Source organism: Bacillus sp. AR4-2 (assembly GCF_008274865.1).
GTDB lineage: Bacteria > Bacillota > Bacilli > Bacillales > Bacillaceae_G > Bacillus_A > Bacillus_A cereus.
This window is the reverse complement of sequence record NZ_CP031062.1, coordinates 417,858-436,230: the sequence shown is the minus strand read 5'-3', so window position 1 is coordinate 436,230 and position 18,373 is coordinate 417,858. Positions and strand designations below refer to the sequence as shown.

Sequence of the window (18,373 nt, the reverse complement as noted above, 5' to 3'; positions counted from 1 at the left end):
TAACGAAATAAATTTGTTGATTATCATAATACAAATTCTTTTTTAAAACAATAGCTAATTTTCTTATTTTTATATATTCTTTTCATTTTTTGCAGTTTTATACGTAGCTTTTCCGCGTAATTTTCACAAGTTGATGCGCAATCATACCGATAAGTGTACCAAGTAGGACGAAGAAACCAATAAATCCATATCCCATTCCTTCCCACCCACCAATAACAATCATTGTAACGGGAAAGGACGCTAAGCAAAGAAGTATTAAACTAAGTGCAAATATAATATCGAACTGTTTGTCTGGAAACCGTTTCTTTAGTAAATATGAAATAGCAAATACAAGGATAATCGTGATTCCGCCAATGATGTAAAAGATACCAAATCCATCTAACCAATCCATAGTGTTTCCTCCTTCCATAGATTCCCTTATACTTAATTATATGTTTAATTTTTCTGAAAATAAATAATAAATTTTCACCTTAAAATATATTTTTATTACTAGGTATTAATAGTAATATATAAGAATAGGTTTTATATAATCAGGAGGGAACTTTATGGATAAAGCATTAACAAACCATGTCATTATTTTATCATTCGACTGTTTATCAGCTTTAGATTTTCCTATACTACAAAAACTACCTCATTTCCAATTTCTAATAAAAAAGGGCACGGTTGTCGAAAAAGTAGAACCAATTTATCCTTCTGTAACATATCCAAGCCACTCAACAATCGTAACCGGTAATTACCCTAACAAGCACGGTGTTGTTAGCAATACGTTACTTCAACCAGGGCGTGAATCACCTGATTGGCATTGGTATCGAAAATCAATAAAAGGAACAACATTGTATGATGAAGCGCGCAAAGCAAATTTAACGACAGCTGCCCTTCTATGGCCTGTTACTGGAAGAGCGAACATCGATTACAATTTACCAGAAATTTTTCCAAATAGACCTTGGCAAAATCAAGTGTTAGTTTCCTTATTTAGCGGTAGCCCACTATACCAATTAGATTTAAATCGTCGTTTCGGCCATATAAGAAATGGTTTATCACAACCAGAGCTGGATGATTTCGTCCTCGCCTCTGCTGTGCATACAATCCAGACGAAAAAGCCTAATGTCATGTTCGTACATTTCACCGATTTAGACACACAAAGACACTATCACGGCTTTGAATCTAACGAAACAATAGCTGCTATCCAGAGACACGACGAACGTCTAGGGAAAATTATTCAAGCACTAAAAGAAAGTGACTTATACGAAGAAAGTACAATTATTGCCCTTGGTGATCATAGCGCTTTAAGTGAAAACAAATCCATCCAATTAAATGTGCTATTCCATCAAAGAGGACTTATATCTCTTAATAAAAAAAGAAAATTAGTAGACTGGAAAGCCTATTGCCAAAGTTGCGACGGCTCTGCCTATGTATATGTAAAGGACAAAAATGATACGGATACAATTCGGGAGGTACAACTACTCCTTGAAGAACTACTTCAAAATAAACAAAACGGAATTGAATTTATACTTCATGATGAAGCTGCCAAAGACTGCGGTGCAGACGGTAATTGTTTATTCATGTTAGAAGCACGAGAAGGGTATTATTTCACTGAAAACTATACAGGAGATTTTATAAAAGAAATTACCGAAAAAGATGTTACGCCTAGTAAAAAATATACATTTGGTACGCATGGATACTCTCCAACAAAACCTAACTATGAAACAATTTTTATCGCTGCTGGGAAAGGGATAAAAAGCGGCATTACCATACCGTATATGAGACTTATTGATGAGGGCCCAACTATCGCTAGACTACTCGGTTTACACTTAGGTGAAACAGACGGATCAATTGTAGAGGATTTACTCCAATTGTAAAGAACTGTGTATATATGTAAAAGTTATGTAAAATTCATCATTGTTTCTCTTTTTATAATTTTTATTTTTGTACACTGTTAGTAAAACAAATTTGAGGGGGAACATTATATGAAAAAAATGTCCAGACAAGAAAAAAGCTGGATATTATACGATTGGGCGAACTCCGTATATTCGCTCGTCATTACAACTGCATTATTTCCAATTTACTTTAAAGCAGCTGCAAAAGAAGCGGGTTTATCTGGGGCAACTTCAACAGCATATTGGGGATATGCAAACTCATTCGCAACACTTTTAATTTCTATACTTGCTCCTATTCTTGGCACAGTTGCTGATTATAAAGGATTTAAAAAACGTTTTTTCACATTCTTCTTTGGACTCGGTATCGTATTTACAAGTATGTTAGCAGTCATTCCAACCTCTCAGTGGTACTTATTGCTAGGGTGCTATATGCTCGCCTTAATCGGCTTTGCTGGAGCAAACATTTTTTATGATGCATTTTTAGTAGATGTCACTTCTGAAGATAGAATGGATCGAATTTCTACGAGAGGTTTCGCTTTAGGCTATATTGGGAGTACTATTCCATTTATCGGTTGTATCACTCTTATCATTCTTGCTCAAAAAGGAACTATCCCTTTATCAGTTGGCATTGCTAGTCAAATTTCATTCGCGATAACAGCTCTTTGGTGGGGGTTATTTACAATTCCAATGCTAAAAAACGTAGAGCAAACGCACTATATTGAACGTCATCCAAGACCTATTAGAATGAGCTTCAAACGCCTTGCTGATACTTTTAAAAATATTAAAGAATATAAAACTGTATTTATGTTTCTAATCGCTTACTTTTTCTATATTGACGGAGTCGATACGATTATTACTATGTCTACCGCTTACGGAACCGATCTCGGTATTAGTGCAACGAATCTATTAATCATATTATTTGTAACACAAATTGTCGCTTGTCCATTTGCTTTACTATATGGAAAACTATCTGAAACATTTACTGGTAAAAAAATGTTATATGTCGGTATCATTATTTATATCATTATTTGCACATATGCTTATTTCTTAAAAACGACACTTGATTTTTGGATTTTAGCAATGTTAGTTGCTACATCTCAAGGTGGTATTCAAGCACTAAGTCGTTCATACTTTGCAAAACTAGTACCTAAAGAATCTGCAAATGAATTCTTCGGATTTTATAATATATTTGGCAAGTTTGCCGCGATTATGGGTCCAGTATTAGTCGGTGTTACAACCCAATTAACAGGAAAAACAAACGCTGGTGTTCTTAGTATTATTGTTCTGTTTATTATCGGAGGATTCTTACTAACTAGAGTTCCAGAAAATAATACATCCGTTACACCACCTAGTCCAAAGACTAAAACGCTATAAGAAAAGATCCTCTTCTCATAAGAAGAGGATCTTTTTTATTTTTAAAGGTGCGACTTATAATGAACGACTCTACTGCTTGTACAAAAATAATTTATCAACAGTTGTTCCTAATACTTCAGCTAAACGGAACGCTAACGCTAAACTTGGATCATATTTATTATTCTCAATTGCATTTATCGTTTGTCTAGAAACCTTACATTTATCAGCTAATGCGCCTTGTGAAATATTATTTTCAGTACGTAATTCATAGATTTGATTTTTCACACCATTGCTCCTAACCTGTAAAATCGTTTTTACAACATCAGTATATAATTGGCTCATATAGTTGTCAAAAGTTCCTCAAAGAAAAAGGGAGCAATATTGCTCCCTTACAATAGTTATTTCGAAGCTAACGAATTTGTTAGTGCCTCTTTATTAGCAACATCTTCTTTTTTTATTTGCATACGTAGAACTGGCCCTATCGCTAATAAAATAAGTGCCATTGCTATACAAAACACAGTAACTAGTGAAGTTAGTTCCTTTAATCCTCCAGCTAGTGAAGTTCCAATTAGCATTGCCCCCATAAACAGTGGTAAAATCGTCCCATTTACTCTTCCAACCATATTTTCTGGTACAAGTTGAATCATAAGCGTACCGACAACAATATTAACACAAGCTAAACAAATACCTGTTCCAAACCTCATGAAACTAGTAATCCAAAATGATGTAGATAGCCCTTCTACTAAAAATGACATTGCTAATATGCCCATACCGAATACAAACATTTTTTTCGGATTCACTTTTGAAGCGAAAATTGCAGCAACAATACCACCAATTAACATACCTATTCCATCAGCTGCAGCTAAATATTGAACTGCTTCCTTTTCCATTCCAAGGCGTTCTATTACAAGAAACACCTCTAATGGAGTTGTTAATCCAACAGCTAAGCCTATAATGGTGAAAGTGATCGTAATCATACGTAAATTTTTCGTATGAAGAACATACTTCCAACCTTCTTTTATATCATTTTTTAATGAATCTCTCGCCACTTGCTCTTTTTCAACCCATTTTGGTAAAAATGAAAGGGCGATAGCAGATAACAAAAATAAAATGATTAAGCTATATAGTGACGTAAATAAACCAAGTTGTGTATACACAAGCGATCCTACCACTGGTCCAAAAATCAGAAATAATGACTGTAATGTTTGGTTAAATGCAATTGCATTTGCTACCTCTTCTTCTTTTACATAGCGCTTAAATATGCGCGAAGATGAGGGCTGAGAAAACTGGCCTACAATCGCGGAAATGAGTGTTGCAAAAAATATAGCCTGCCAATAATCCAGCTTTAACAACAGGACAATTCCTATAATAGACAGTACACTTAATACATCTCCAGCGACCATTGTTCTTTTCGGATTCCAGCGATCAGCTAGCGCACCACCGATAAACGAGAAAATAAAAATAGGTGCATATTCCATAACTGATAACAAAGAAACAGAAACCGGATCATTATTCGTTCGCTCCATTATGAAATATAAAAGAGCCATATTTCTGATCCAAATTGCAAATTGTTGTAAAATATCAGATGCCATAACGAGCATAAATGCTCGGTTTTTAAATAAAGCGTTCATTTTCATCCCCCTTTTACAAACCGACCGTTCGGTCTATTTTATTTTGTAAGAAAAGCAACTGACCTATTATTCAGCTGCCATTCCTTTTAACAATACATCTATTGCCTTTTTATAAATACGCTTCAACTCTTTATAATCTAGCTCGTAGTAAAGTACTCCAAGCCCTGATAATAATCCATTCACAATATACATAAGATCACGAGTATTATCTTCACGGAACTCTCCAGACTGTATACCTGCTTCAATTAATTTCTCAAACATAACATATGATTCTCTAGTTAAAGCTAATAGTTCCTCCAAAATCTCTTTACTTACAACTTGACTCATAGAGAATTCCTCTATTGCATTTGAAATTGGTTGCTGTATGTCCTCTACATGATATTCCGCGAGACCATATAGTTTTTCAGTACTAGTGCTATACAACTTCTCTTTTTCATTCCATTTTTCAACCCAATCATACGTATGCTGTTTCACTACAAATAAAAATAATTCTTCTTTACTTTTAAAGTGATAATAAATGCTTCCTTTACTTCGCTCTGTAATTTCACAAATCTCTTCCATAGATGTAGCTGCGTAGCCTTTCTGTGAAAATAGACTTTTTGCTTTATATGCAATTTCTTTCTTTATCTCTTCTGCGCTTCTTCTCATATTCACACCTCTTTAAACCGACCGTTCAGTTTAATAATAACAAATCAAAAACCTCTATCGCAAGAGGCTATATTCCTTATTTAAGAAAACGTACTTTCAAACCAAGTTCGAATCATATGTATGGTTCCAAACTTAAATGCTAATTTAACAAAAAACACGCCTCCCGCAGCTAATAAAAATAACACTATTTTCCCCTTATTTTTCACTTTCGGTTCCCTTTTCATTTCCATTCCCCTTAGTATGTTAAAAATATTAATCAAACGTTTGTTTAACTGTGTTTATGCATATGTAAGCCAACTAATCAAACGTTTGTTTAAAAAGAAATACGCCTATATAAGGCGCATTTTCATCAATCACCACCGCCACCGCAGCTTCCCCCGCTATCTCCCCCAAAAGACCCTCCACAATCATGTGAACCGCCATCATGCGAGCTATCATTATCCGATCCAGCAAAGAAAAATAATGGTGATGAGCTGTTAGATGAATTATGTATGTTATTTTGTTTCGCCAAGTTCACCTTCTTTTTGTTCGATCGAACTGCTGTTACGATTATTCCAACTACAACAAATAATAGTATGACAATAATAAATCCCATATAAAAGCCTCCCCTATTCCTCGAATAATTGAATGATTCTCTCTAGATTTTCAAGTGAAATGAAGCGTGATTCACGAAGAATTTCTTTTCCATTATGAAATAATAAAATTGTTGGCCCTGTAAATACTCCATATCGCCCCGCAATCTCTTGCATGTCTTGTAGTAATATCTCTATTTTCTCTACGTAATCATAATTCTCTAATACGCAATTTACTTTTCTTAGCATAACATCACAAACACCACAATTTTCCGTTTTAATAAACAGAAGTACCAATTGTTGTTCTTCGATATAGTTCGCTAATTCTTCTATCGTTTTAAATGTAGTCATCTTATCCCTCTTAGCGTAATTTACGAAATACTTTGTCTTGATACATACGAAAAGCTGAACTATCTTTAATCTTTCTCTTTTCCATTACCTGCTGAAAACGAAGCGTTTTTGCTGTTAACTCTTCTCGTAATTTCTTTCTCTCTTCTTCATCATAACAGCAAGCAATTAGATCCTCTATTTTTAATATATCTTTTTGTAGTTCCATTTCTGGTGGAATCATTCCCGCATTTTTTAAAATTTTATAACTCATTCTAAGTTCTGGAGGTACCATTGAAAGATCTTCTAATTGTAGTGGTTTTCCTTTTCCCGGAAGATAATCAAGATCACCATTCCGTATTGCTTGTCGAATTTTTTCTTCAGCAATGTTCAAAAACACATCCACACTATTCCCTCCTTTACATATTTTTACTATTATTTTACATGATATTTCCTTATCTTTCTACGTCTTTAATAATTGGCTCCATACAATTTTTTCTCAAATTTATTTATAATGAGCTTTTTCCTCCCATACCGATCTTTCGTTTTCATATACAGTTTGTATTCAAGCCTTTTTGTATTGAGAAAGTCTTTTTCAATTTAATAAAGCGTTTACACTAAATCTTACATTTGTTACGATTTAATCACCCCCAGCTCCCTTGTATAGACTTCGTGATGTCTGATCATTTTATCTAGACGTTTTATACGTCTAGATTCATTTTGATTTATTGGCGTATGCCTTTAAATATATCTTTTATTTTGAAAGGAGAAATGGCTATGAGGTCTCAAAAATTCACACTGTTATTACTATCTCTACTACTTTTCTTACCTCTTTTTCTCACAAATTTTATTAATCCAAATCTCGCATTAGCAGATTCACCAAAGCAAAGTCAAAAAATTGTTGGATACTTTCCTTCGTGGGGCGTTTACGGACGTAATTATCAAGTTGCTGACATTGATGCATCAAAACTTACTCACCTTAACTATGCTTTCGCGGATATTTGTTGGAACGGAAAACATGGAAACCCTTCTACTCATCCTGATAATCCAAATAAACAAACGTGGAACTGTAAAGAATCTGGTGTACCATTGCAAAATAAAGAGGTTCCTAATGGTACTCTCGTACTCGGTGAACCATGGGCTGATGTTACCAAATCGTATCCTGGCTCAGGGACAACTTGGGAAGATTGCGATAAATATGCCCGTTGCGGAAATTTCGGGGAACTAAAACGATTAAAAGCTAAATATCCTCACTTAAAAACAATTATTTCCGTTGGTGGCTGGACTTGGTCTAACCGCTTTTCTGATATGGCCGCTGATGAAAAAACAAGAAAAGTATTTGCTGAATCTACAGTAGCTTTTCTTCGCGCATATGGGTTTGATGGCGTAGATTTAGACTGGGAATATCCGGGCGTTGAAACGATTCCTGGTGGTAGTTATCGTCCTGAAGATAAACAAAATTTCACTCTCCTTCTTCAAGACGTCCGAAATGCTTTGAATAAAGCAGGTGCTGAAGATGGCAAACAATATTTACTAACAATCGCTTCAGGTGCAAGTCAACGCTACGCTGATCATACAGAACTAAAGAAAATTTCTCAAATACTCGATTGGATTAATATTATGACATATGATTTCCACGGCGGATGGGAAGCTACTTCTAATCATAATGCAGCTCTATATAAGGATCCAAATGACCCAGCAGCAAATACGAATTTTTACGTAGATGGTGCTATAAATGTTTATACAAATGAAGGTGTTCCAGTCGATAAACTAGTATTAGGCGTACCCTTTTACGGACGTGGCTGGAAAAGTTGTGGCAAAGAAAATAACGGACAATATCAACCTTGCAAACCAGGTAGTGATGGGAAACTTGCTTCTAAAGGTACTTGGGATGATTACTCTACCGGTGACACAGGTGTGTATGATTACGGTGATTTAGCAGCCAATTACGTTAATAAAAATGGTTTTGTACGCTACTGGAATGACACAGCTAAAGTACCTTACTTATATAATGCAACTACAGGCACATTTATTAGCTACGATGACAATGAATCTATGAAATACAAAACAGACTATATAAAGACGAAAGGTTTAAGTGGAGCAATGTTTTGGGAACTAAGCGGAGATTGCCGTACAAGTCCAAAATATAGTTGCAGTGGTCCAAAATTACTTGATACGCTAGTAAAAGAATTACTTGGTGGACCTATTAGTCAAAAAGATACTGAGCCACCAACGAATGTTAAAAACATTGTAGTTACGAATAAAAGTTCAAACTCAGTTCAATTAAACTGGACTGTATCTACTGATAACGTAGGAGTTACGGAATATGAAATTACTGCTGGAGAAGAGAAATGGAGTACAACAACAAATAGCATTACAATTAAAAACTTAAAACCTAATACGGAATACAAATTTTCGGTAATTGCCAAAGATGCTGCTGGAAATAAATCACAACCTACCGCTCTTACTGTCAAAACGGATGAAGCTAATACGACACCTCCTGATGGAAATGGTACTGCTACATTTTCAGTCACTTCGAATTGGGGCAGCGGTTATAACTTCTCGATTATAATCAAAAATAATGGAACGACTCCTATTAAAAATTGGAAATTAGAATTTGATTATAGCGGCAATTTAACACAAGTTTGGGATTCTAAAATTAGTAGTAAAACAAATAATCATTATGTAATTACGAACGCAGGATGGAATGGTGAAATTCCTTCTGGTGGATCTATTACAATTGGCGGTGCAGGAACAGGTAATCCTGCCGAACTTTTAAATGCCGTCATTAGCGAAAACTAGACGTAATATCCATTAATTACTTCAATAAAGTTTGAATTTAGGTTTGAGCAATACCTCCTAAATTCAAACTTTTAATTTTATGAAAAATCAAAAATATCACAATAACCTATTATAATTATATTTAATTTTTAATATGAAGTTTATATGAAGTTCATTTGAATTTCACATGAATTTCCTTTAATTTCTATTGTCTTCCTATAATATCCATATTATCCTTTACATAAAGGAATTATTTTTATTCCATTTTGAACTATCTATATATATAAAGAAAGATAGTCACCTGTTAGGGAAAGGCTTTCGTATTATTATAAATATAACAAAAGAAAAAGCACGCTTATAAGCGCACCATAAGAGTGCTTCTTCATACAATTCTCATGTAAGAGTTCTCGAAAATCATGTTAATCACAAAGAAAAGGCATTAGCTCATAAAAGCTAATGCCTTTTCTTTATTCATATTGTTCAGCATTCCAATCTTCTATATTCCATACTTTTGTTATCCACGATTCATAGAAAGAAGGTTCATGTGAGACAATTAAAACCGTTCCTTTGTATTGTTGTAACGCTTCCTGTAAAGCCATCTTAGTTTCTACATCCAAATGATTAGTCGGTTCGTCTAAAATTAAAACATCAGCTTTTTCTATTTTTTCATATAAGGAGCTAACACACTTAAAATCTCTTCTTTATCCTTTTTTAATTCGAGTGATGTTAACATATCCATCGTTCTCGGCCTAGGTAATTTCACTTGTACCTCGCCAACTATTGACGCTGGTCTTTGAGATAAAATAAATACGCGATCTGAAAGCAAGATTGCCTCATCTAAGTCATGTGTCACCATAACGATTGTTTGCTTTTCTTGATGCCAAGAGTTTAAAAGCCAGCTATGTACTTCCATTTTTGTAAATGCATCTAATTTACCAAAAGGCTCATCAAGCAGCATAATTGGCTTTTCACATAAATATGTGCGCAGAAAACTAATTCTTTGACGCATACCACCAGATAATTCATCTGGATAATGGTCTGCATATTCATCTAGTTCGAACTGCTTTAATGCTTCCATTCCTTCTGTCAGCCTTTGTTTTTTCGGCTTTCCTTCAATTTCTAACGGAAGAACGATATTTTGCAAAGCTGATCGCCACGGTAGTAATAAATCTTGTTGTGGCATATAACTAACAACATCTTGCTCTTGTACTTGCTTATCGTTATACGTTACGTTCCCGCTTGTTGGTTTTTCAACATTTGCAATCATGTTTAATAATGTGCTTTTCCCGCAACCACTCGGTCCTACAAAGGAAACAAACTCTCCCTCTTGTATAGAGGCACTAATATTCTCTAATACATTCTTTCCGTCGAAAGATTTCACTATATTTTTTATTTGTAATCCGCTCATTTTTCACTTGGAAGGAATTCATTTGTAAAAGCATCTTTTACATCGATTTTCTTTTTAATAACTTTGTTGTCATATAAGAAATTCATGTAATTCGTCCAAATTTCTTCCTTCTGTACTCCCCATGCTTTAGCATCATCTTGATACTTCGTACTTAACCATTTTTGGCTTTCTTGAACTAAATCTTTATTTACATCTGGAACAGCTTTAATTAAAATATCAGCAGCTTCTTTCGGTTCCTTAATTGCAAAATTATAACCTTCTGTCGTTGCACTCATAAACTTTTTCACAAAGTCTTTATCTTGCTTCGTATGTTTTTCACTCGTAATAATAACAGGACTATAGAAATCAAGCGCTGGATCTAAGTCCTTCACCATAATCGTATTTAACTCTTTTCCTTGACGCTTCGCTTCAATCCCATCCCAACCGTAATAAATCCATTCAAAATCTGCATCACGGCCAATTGATTTAAAGAAATCTGTTTGTCCTAAGATGATTTTTTCAACTTTATTAAAATCAGCTTGATGTTTATCCATAATCGTCTTTAATGTCGCTTCTTCCGCTGGTCCTCCCCAGCCGCCGTAACGTTTACCTTCAAAATCTTTCGGTGACGTCATATTATCTTTCTTAAGCGATGCAAACGCTGAAGTGTTATGCTGAATAATCGCTCCTACAGATACAACAGGAATTCCTTCTACACGAGCTAACGTTACATTTTCTTGTGCGCTTATTGCGAAGTCTGCTTTTCCTGATGCTATCATTTGCTCTGCTGTTACATTGTCACCTGGTTGAATAATTTCTACATCTAATCCTTGCTTTTTGTAATAATCTTTCGTTTGCGCTACATACAAGCCAGTATGATTCGTATTTGGAAACCAATCTAATACTACTTTTACTTTTTGATCTTTACTTGCACTTTCTTCTTTCTTCGCCGGATTACATCCAGCCACACCTACCGCTACTAAGGCAGCTAACATAACTTTCAAACCTTTTTTCATTTTCTGCCGTCCTTTCTATATATCCATGGTGCTGTTATTCTTGCCATAAACTCTACGATAAAATACAGGCATAATGTCACCATAACGATGATTGCTGCAACCCCAAATACTCGGGCAGTCAAAAAGGATTTTGTAGCCCTCGTAAGCATAACGCCTAATCCTTCACTTGCACCGAGCCATTCTCCGATAATTGCCCCCATTACGCTATATGTAACTGCAATTTTTAAACCTGAGAAAAAGTATGGAAGCACTGCTGGAAATTTTACTTTCTGGTAAACTTGCCATTTTGTCGCCTTCATTGTTTGTAACAGTTTCAGCATGTTTTTATCTACTGTTTGAAAACCTTCTAAAATACTAAGCGCAATTGGGAAGAAACAAACGAGTATTACGACCATTACTTTCGGCAACATCCCATATCCAAACCAAATAATAAATAGCGGTGCAAGTACAACAATTGGAATTGTTTGCGAAATAACAAGCAATGGATTTATTAAAATACGAAATAACGGTATAACGTCCATAATAATTGCGATGCTCGTCCCCAATAAAATTGCAAAAAATAGTCCAATTATAACTTCCTGCAGTGTTTGCATCGTATTTGGTAATAGTAAATCTTTCATCCCAATTAATTCTTGAACAATGGCAGAAGGCTTTGGTAAAATCCACGGTTCGATTTTAAATAATGAAACAGATCCTTCCCATATCGCAATGAGAAGGATAAGCCAAATAGTTGTAATAAGTTTAGATTGCTTCTGGTTTTGCATATTCATCACGGTACTTCCAAACCTTTTCATCTATCGTTACACCAGTGCTTGGACGATAATGGATTTTAATAGAAGTAATCACTTCTTCTGCTCCAGCATCGACGCAAGCTTGTTGCGCACGTTTAACGACATCAAGAAGTACATCTAATTCTCCTTCCAAAGTTGTTTCCATTGCCCCTACTTCATAACGAACTCCCGATTGTTGCACAACTTCAATTGCTTTATCGACAACAGAATATACATCTTTCGTTTTCGCTTGTGGTACTACTGAAAATGACATTGTAACTTGTTGTGACATAATAAAATCCCCCTTATAAAATTAAATTTCAAAAATAAGAAAAGGCTTTCCTACTGCGTAGGAAAGCCTTGTATGCAAGTTATTACAGAATAACATATGCTACATCACTTTAAGTAACTCCCTACGCTGGCATTATCCAGATCAGGTTGAGGGTCGATGTTTACTTACATCCTCTCAGCCAATTGGCTCCCCGGTCCTTAATTCGTTTTCATTGTAGCATGATTTATTTTATTGAACAAACAAAAGCATGCATAATCATTTCATTATTTTTGGAAAATAACCAACTTTTTCACCATGAGCTAATAACTGCTGAATAAATTCTTTATTAATTGCTGGTACTATCAATTCTTTTTTCTTAATCCATTTATTCGTTCTACGCGTACCCATTACAATTTCAGATTGCTGCGCTCCATCTCCTGCAACTTGAGAAGCAATTAACTCTGCTATTACTTCATTTCCCTTCGCTAATGCAAGTCCGGTATTTACATATTCTGAAAGTGGAACCATTTCAAGATTGTATCCACACTCTCCAATTAGCTGTATAAATTGTTCAAACTCAATTTGATGTGGATGACAAATATGTAACGTCTCTCCTATAATTTTCGAATCTTGCAAATACGATACAATTGATTTACTAGCAAAATCAATTGGTGTGAAATCAACTTTCCACTTCACATTTGGTGCTTTCCCAATTAATAGCATTGTTTTAATAAGACGATAAAATGCGTTTCCTTCAATATTTTGTTGGAACGAACCTGTTTCTGAATGACATGCTAAATTACCTGCACGATAAATATTTCCGCGCAAACCATTTTTCATTGCTTCACGAACAATGTTTTCCGCTTGTAGTTTACTATTTGAATATACATTCTCTAAGTCTACACTGTAATTAAAATCACCAGTTTTCATGTATGTATCCCATTGATCTACCGCTAATTCTAACGGGATACCAATTGTAGAAATAAAATGGAATGTAGCACCTTTCTCCGCTAATGCTAGCATACGGCTAGTTCCTTGAACATTTATATTTTCAAATTGTTTTACATCTCCAAAATGTCTTACATCTGCACCGCAATGAATTATCGTATCCATCTTAGAACTGATGAACATAAATTCTTCTTCGCTCATCCCAAGATACTCTTCTCCCAGATCACCAGCTACGGCCTGTATACGCTGTAACCATTCTTCACATACATCATTAAAGTAGCCTGTTAATGTATCTATAATTCTTTGCTGCACATCTTTAGTTGGTCTTACTAAACAATAAATAGTAGCAGATGTATCTCTCAACAATTCATATAATATGTGTGATCCTAAATAACCAGTAGCTCCTGTTAAAAAGACATTTGAAATCTGGTTTTCTTCCAAAACGTTTGCATACGTGATAGTATCTGGTTCGTGAATCACTTTATATTCACGAAATACTTCTTCTTTCTCTACTTTTACTTCTCGCTCAATTCGAGCTAATCCATATATCGTTCTTTCTTTAAAGAAATCTTGAATTGTTAAATGTGAGAAATCTTCTTTTAACAATGTTAAGACTCGTAATACTTTTAATGAATGTCCACCAATTGTAAAGAAATCATCATGCACTCCAACTTTTGAAATTCCTAATACTTCCGCCCAGGCGTTCGCTATTTGTTTTTCTGCTTTATTAGAAGGTGCAACATATTCTTGTAGCCGAACCGGTTCATACTTTTCTTCTAACTGAGCTAACTTCTTAACATCAATCTTTTTATTAGGTGTAAGTGGCAATTCATTAATATAAATTAGTTTAGATGGCACCATATAATCTGGTAATTGCTCTTGTAACTGATAAACTAATTCTGGTATTTCTTTTTTATTTAAAGTTGTATAGAACGCGATTAAATATTGGCTACCTTCCTTACTCTTCTTAGCAAAAACAGCATTTTCTTTTATATTATGATTTTGAGAAATTTTACTTTGGATTTCGCCTAGTTCAATACGATGTCCTCTAATTTTTACTTGATCATCTTTCCGATGTAAAAACTCTATATTTCCATCCTCTAGCAACTTAACGATATCACCTGTTTTATATATATTAACTATAGGATTAAAAGGATTCGGAATAAAAGCTTCAATTGTTTTATTAGGCTTATTAAAATACCCTTTTGCTAATCCCACTGAATCTATATATAATTCACCAGGTACACCAATTGGACAAAGATTCATATTCTCATCCAAAATCATAACTTGATAATTAGCACATGGTTTACCAATGGGAATACTCGCAACATCCTCATTTAACTGACTAGGTATTTTATAGGTTGTCGTCACTACAGTACATTCTGTCGGTCCGTATACATTATGAATTTCAACATTTGTACCTATTCTTTCTCTCCACAATTTAATAACCTCTACAGGCAACATTTCACCGCCAATCGCAATTCTTTTTAGGGAAGCTAGCTTATATATATCTTCTTCTGCTAAATAAGTTGCTACTTGTCGAACAAAAATTGTTGCTAATGCCAAGATTGAAGTTGCTTTCACTTTATAGATTGCATTTGCAAATGCTTCTACAGACAATCGCTCTTCCTCTAATAGTACATATAAGTTTCCTCCACAGAATAAAGAAGCAAATGACTCCCATACAGAAGCATCGAAACTAAAGGAAGGAAATTGGGCAAATACATCCTCTTCTGTCAATTCATATTGCTTTTTCATCCAAGTATACAGATTAACAACGCCTCTATGTGCTAACATCGTTCCCTTTGGATTCCCTGTTGAACCAGATGTATAAATCATATAAGCTATATCATCACAATGAATAGACAACTTTACATCTGTATCTTCATAAGTTTCACTATCATACATTGAAACTGTTTGAACCCCATCACATGTTATAGGCGTCTCTTTCATCAATATAACTTTCGCTTGGCTATCTTGAATAATGTACTGTATTCTACTTTCCGGATAATCTGGATCAATCGGAACATACGCTGCACCAGCTTTTAATATAGCTACCATACTTACTACTGTGTCTATGCTACGTTTCATAAATATTCCAACATAGTCTCCTAATTGGACGCCGTTTTTAATTAACATATGAGCTATTTGATTACTTTTTTTATTTAGCTCCTCATAAGTTAAAGTACCTTCCCTTGAAGATAAAGCTATACGATTTGGAAATTGAGTAACAGTATTATAGAACATATCGACGATACTTTTCTCAGGATATACTGCTGTCGTATCATTCACTTGACTATAAAGTGCCATCTCGGCCTCTGTAATAATATTAAAATCATTTATATGATTATTCTTATTTTGTGATTTATTAATTAAAACACCTTGTATTTGTTGTGCATAACGAGTAATCGTTGTCTCTTTCCAATTAACACTATTAAATATTATTTCTACACTTTGCATATTTTTACTAAATACAAATTGTAATGTATTCGTGTCTTGTAGCTCATAATATGTTTCACCAATAATAATAGGTGACATTTCATATAACGTATTACCGTTTTGAAACTCTTCTATTTCTTCCTCATTCATTTCTTTAATTTGCTCCAGTTGCTCTTCAATTTGTAAATTTAAACTTTCATAGGAGAGAAAATTAGAAACTTCAATAGTAATCGGAAATAAACTTCCTCTTACATGATAAAGCACGACAATATGTTTTTCTTTAGAAATATGATATAACCACGTTGCAGTCGCTCCTATTAAATCTACAATGTGAGTCAAATTTGAAAACAGTTCCGTTTTCCTTTTTATCCTAAGTTCTGTTCCTTGCACATCTTTAGGTATTTTAATACTTCCTTCTACTTTTCCTAAAAATTCTTTTACCATCTCATTATAAGAAATTGCTAATTTCATATTTATGTAAATTCCTCTCTTAAATATAATAAAGGTGTGAAAATTCACACCTTTTTCATCCCTTATTAAAGGGCAGATTCGTTCAATTCATAATCAGTAGCGGAGATACCCCCTTGATTAGAATTGAACTTTCTCCTTATTCGCTTTTAAACTCACCAATAAGCTCTTGTAATTCCTGAGAAAGCCAACTTAAAGAAGTCGCTAATTCTGCAATATCTTGTACTGATATTTCTTGCTCTTTCATGCTTTCTTCAACATTACTACTGCTGTTGGCATAAGTATTTGCAATATGTGATAATTCATTTACGACTTGAACGATATTCTGGCTATTTTGTAAAATATCACTCGAATTACCAGAAACAGCTTTTACTTGATCTGTAACAGATTGCGCTGATTTTGAGATTTTTTCAAAGAAATCACCGCTACTTTGAACAAGCGAAATTCCAGTTTCTACTTCTCTTGAACCTTTTTGCATGGAAACTACAGCATCTTCTGTCTCAGCTTGTGTTTCACCAATTAATTTCGCTATATCTTTAGCAGACGCTTCCGTTTGTTCTGCTAATTTTCGTACTTCATCAGCAACAACTGCAAACCCTCTTCCAGCTGCTCCAGCACGTGAAGCCTCAATAGAAGCATTTAAAGCTAATAAATTTGTTTGATTTGAAATACCTGTAATTACAGTTACGATATCACTAATTTCTTTTGACCTTGTTTCTAACGAATAAATGATGGAAGATAAATCTTGTACTGCATTTTGGATTAAACTCATTTGATTAATAATTTGTCCAATCACTTCATTACCTTCAATTGAATGTTGTTCCATACCTTCAGAAGCAACCGCAACTTGTTTTGCAGCCCCAGTTATTTCTTCTACCTTATCTTCCATTCCATGTACAATTCCTAAACATTGTTGTACTGAAGTTTTTTGAGACTGTGCCCCTACTCTTAAACCTTCAATAGAACTTGCAATCTCTTGAACTGCCATGCTGTTTTCCTCTGTACTCGCCGACAATTCTTGTGAAGAAGAAGAAACTTGCTCAGCAGTTTGCCTTACTTTATCTATAATCCCTTTAAATTTTTCAATCGTGTTATTGAAATAAACATTAATAATTCCAATATCATCTGGTCTTTCTTTTAATTTAATACTCAAGTCACCTTCACCAATTTTACGTAACCCTTCTCGTAAATCTTTTAATGGAGCTAACGAGTGACGCACGATAAAGAATTGAGTAATAGTCGCAATTGCTAATGAAATAATGATAAAGAGTAAGCCCTGTATCATAAACTTCTCTTTTGTAATAGGAACAATGGAAGCATCTAAGTCAGCCGCAACAATTGCAACAATATTGTTTTCTCCATCTGTAATTGGTTCTAATATTGTCACCCACGAACCTATTTCATCTTCATATACTTCTGTTATTTGGGCCTTTTTCGTATCAATCACTTTATCGTATGCCTTCATCCAATGAGCGGGTTGTTCATAATAATCTCCCGGCTTTATAGGAAACGCATTTGTTAACTCTGTAGTCAAACCAACAAGTTGTAATTCTCGCTTTTCATTCGGCTTTGCTCCTGTAACATACGTTTGTCCAACGCTTTTCAATTCTTTTGACACTTCATCTAATTTCTCTGTTAACTTTTCTTTTTTCACTTTTTCGGCTGTAGGATCTTTCGCCATGTCTCTAACTAATTCTACATCCAATTTTTTCAATACTATTTCTCCTGTTTCAATAGACTGCCTTTCAAATAAAGACATCATACTATTTTGAAACATGTTGAAACTTAACGCACCCATACTTCCAACAAGTGTCAAAATAACTAATACGGTTAATAAGACGTTCTTTTGAAGGAACGATAACTTATGCCAATATTTTTTCATTAA

17 protein-coding genes, 1 pseudogene, 1 riboswitch and 1 other annotated feature (1 of these 20 running past the window's edge) are annotated in these 18,373 nt (G+C 34.4%); of the genes and pseudogenes, 3 read left to right on the top strand and 15 right to left on the bottom strand.

Features of this window, described 5'->3' with window-relative positions; all coding sequences use genetic code 11:
• Positions 1-4 (bottom strand) — a binding site (T-box leader); it reaches 203 nt to the left of the window's first position.
• 93 nt (positions 5-97) lie between these two features.
• Entirely contained in the window at positions 98-391 is a 294-nt protein-coding gene (locus DN399_RS02310; RefSeq protein ID WP_000383850.1) for a YesK-like family protein, read from the bottom strand.
• A 154-nt stretch (positions 392-545) separates the two neighbouring features.
• Between DN399_RS02310 and DN399_RS02305 the strand changes: the two genes are divergently transcribed.
• Both DN399_RS02305 and DN399_RS02300 read left to right on the top strand, forming a co-directional pair.
• Complete coding sequence (locus tag DN399_RS02305) at positions 546-1,859, top strand: alkaline phosphatase family protein (protein ID WP_149149306.1); 1,314 nt, start codon at positions 546-548, stop codon at positions 1,857-1,859.
• 108 nt (positions 1,860-1,967) lie between these two features.
• Positions 1,968-3,251, top strand: a complete 1,284-nt coding sequence (locus DN399_RS02300) for an MFS transporter (protein WP_049106496.1) — start codon at positions 1,968-1,970, stop codon at positions 3,249-3,251.
• Positions 3,252-3,320: 69 nt separating this feature from the next.
• Here the strand turns inward: DN399_RS02300 and DN399_RS02295 are convergent, their stop codons facing one another.
• The 7 genes from DN399_RS02295 to DN399_RS02265 all read right to left on the bottom strand — a co-directional run bounded on the left by DN399_RS02295 (position 3,321) and on the right by DN399_RS02265 (position 6,814).
• A complete protein-coding gene (locus DN399_RS02295; protein ID WP_002023181.1) occupies positions 3,321-3,572 on the bottom strand; it encodes a helix-turn-helix transcriptional regulator in 252 nt (83 codons plus the stop codon).
• Positions 3,573-3,628: 56 nt separating this feature from the next.
• Positions 3,629-4,861 (bottom strand): MFS transporter, encoded by a 1,233-nt coding sequence (locus tag DN399_RS02290; protein WP_044307350.1) that lies wholly within the window; start codon positions 4,859-4,861, stop codon positions 3,629-3,631.
• A 66-nt stretch (positions 4,862-4,927) separates the two neighbouring features.
• Positions 4,928-5,509, bottom strand: coding sequence for a TetR/AcrR family transcriptional regulator (locus tag DN399_RS02285; RefSeq protein WP_001254452.1), 582 nt, complete (start codon positions 5,507-5,509; stop codon positions 4,928-4,930).
• Positions 5,510-5,589: 80 nt separating this feature from the next.
• The gene (locus DN399_RS02280) at positions 5,590-5,733 is read right to left on the bottom strand and encodes a hypothetical protein (protein ID WP_000817973.1); all 144 of its coding nucleotides are present in this window, start codon (positions 5,731-5,733) and stop codon (positions 5,590-5,592) included.
• 125 nt (positions 5,734-5,858) lie between these two features.
• On the bottom strand, positions 5,859-6,104 hold the full coding sequence (locus DN399_RS02275) for a hypothetical protein (protein WP_000505774.1): 246 nt from the start codon (positions 6,102-6,104) through the stop codon (positions 5,859-5,861).
• A gap of 13 nt (positions 6,105-6,117) precedes the next feature.
• Positions 6,118-6,432: a thioredoxin family protein gene (locus tag DN399_RS02270; protein WP_000206514.1), complete on the bottom strand. Its 315-nt coding sequence runs from the start codon at positions 6,430-6,432 to the stop codon at positions 6,118-6,120.
• 10 nt (positions 6,433-6,442) lie between these two features.
• Positions 6,443-6,814, bottom strand: a complete 372-nt coding sequence (locus DN399_RS02265) for a DnaJ family domain-containing protein (RefSeq protein ID WP_000382375.1) — start codon at positions 6,812-6,814, stop codon at positions 6,443-6,445.
• 371 nt (positions 6,815-7,185) lie between these two features.
• On the opposite strand from DN399_RS02265, the gene DN399_RS02255 reads away from it, so the two are divergent.
• Entirely contained in the window at positions 7,186-9,210 is a 2,025-nt protein-coding gene (locus DN399_RS02255; protein ID WP_086388556.1) for a glycosyl hydrolase family 18 protein, read from the top strand.
• A 446-nt stretch (positions 9,211-9,656) separates the two neighbouring features.
• Here DN399_RS02255 and DN399_RS02250 read toward each other — a convergent pair.
• From DN399_RS02250 to DN399_RS02220, 7 genes and pseudogenes are all read right to left on the bottom strand, one after another.
• Positions 9,657-9,851 (bottom strand): annotated as a pseudogene (locus tag DN399_RS02250) (P-loop NTPase family protein); the annotation flags it as partial.
• A complete protein-coding gene (locus tag DN399_RS02245; RefSeq protein ID WP_000016084.1) occupies positions 9,848-10,597 on the bottom strand; it encodes an ABC transporter ATP-binding protein in 750 nt (249 codons plus the stop codon). The gene DN399_RS02245 and the pseudogene DN399_RS02250, both read right to left, overlap by 4 nt.
• Positions 10,594-11,592, bottom strand: coding sequence for an ABC transporter substrate-binding protein (locus DN399_RS02240; RefSeq protein ID WP_000715573.1), 999 nt, complete (start codon positions 11,590-11,592; stop codon positions 10,594-10,596). Before DN399_RS02240 ends, DN399_RS02245 begins: the two co-directional genes overlap by 4 nt.
• On the bottom strand, positions 11,589-12,362 hold the full coding sequence (locus tag DN399_RS02235) for an ABC transporter permease (protein ID WP_001057166.1): 774 nt from the start codon (positions 12,360-12,362) through the stop codon (positions 11,589-11,591). The genes DN399_RS02240 and DN399_RS02235 overlap by 4 nt, the downstream gene beginning before the upstream one ends.
• Positions 12,334-12,654 carry an MTH1187 family thiamine-binding protein gene (locus DN399_RS02230; RefSeq protein ID WP_000082906.1) on the bottom strand — a complete coding sequence of 107 codons (321 nt, stop codon included), beginning with the start codon at positions 12,652-12,654 and terminating at the stop codon, positions 12,334-12,336. The genes DN399_RS02235 and DN399_RS02230 overlap by 29 nt, the downstream gene beginning before the upstream one ends.
• A 101-nt stretch (positions 12,655-12,755) precedes the next feature.
• A riboswitch (TPP riboswitch) is annotated at positions 12,756-12,857 on the bottom strand.
• Positions 12,858-12,909: 52 nt separating this feature from the next.
• A complete protein-coding gene (locus DN399_RS02225; RefSeq protein WP_006927474.1) occupies positions 12,910-16,491 on the bottom strand; it encodes a non-ribosomal peptide synthetase family protein in 3,582 nt (1,193 codons plus the stop codon).
• Positions 16,492-16,627: 136 nt separating this feature from the next.
• A complete protein-coding gene (locus DN399_RS02220; RefSeq protein WP_006916687.1) occupies positions 16,628-18,370 on the bottom strand; it encodes a methyl-accepting chemotaxis protein in 1,743 nt (580 codons plus the stop codon).
• Positions 18,371-18,373: the final 3 nt, after the last annotated feature.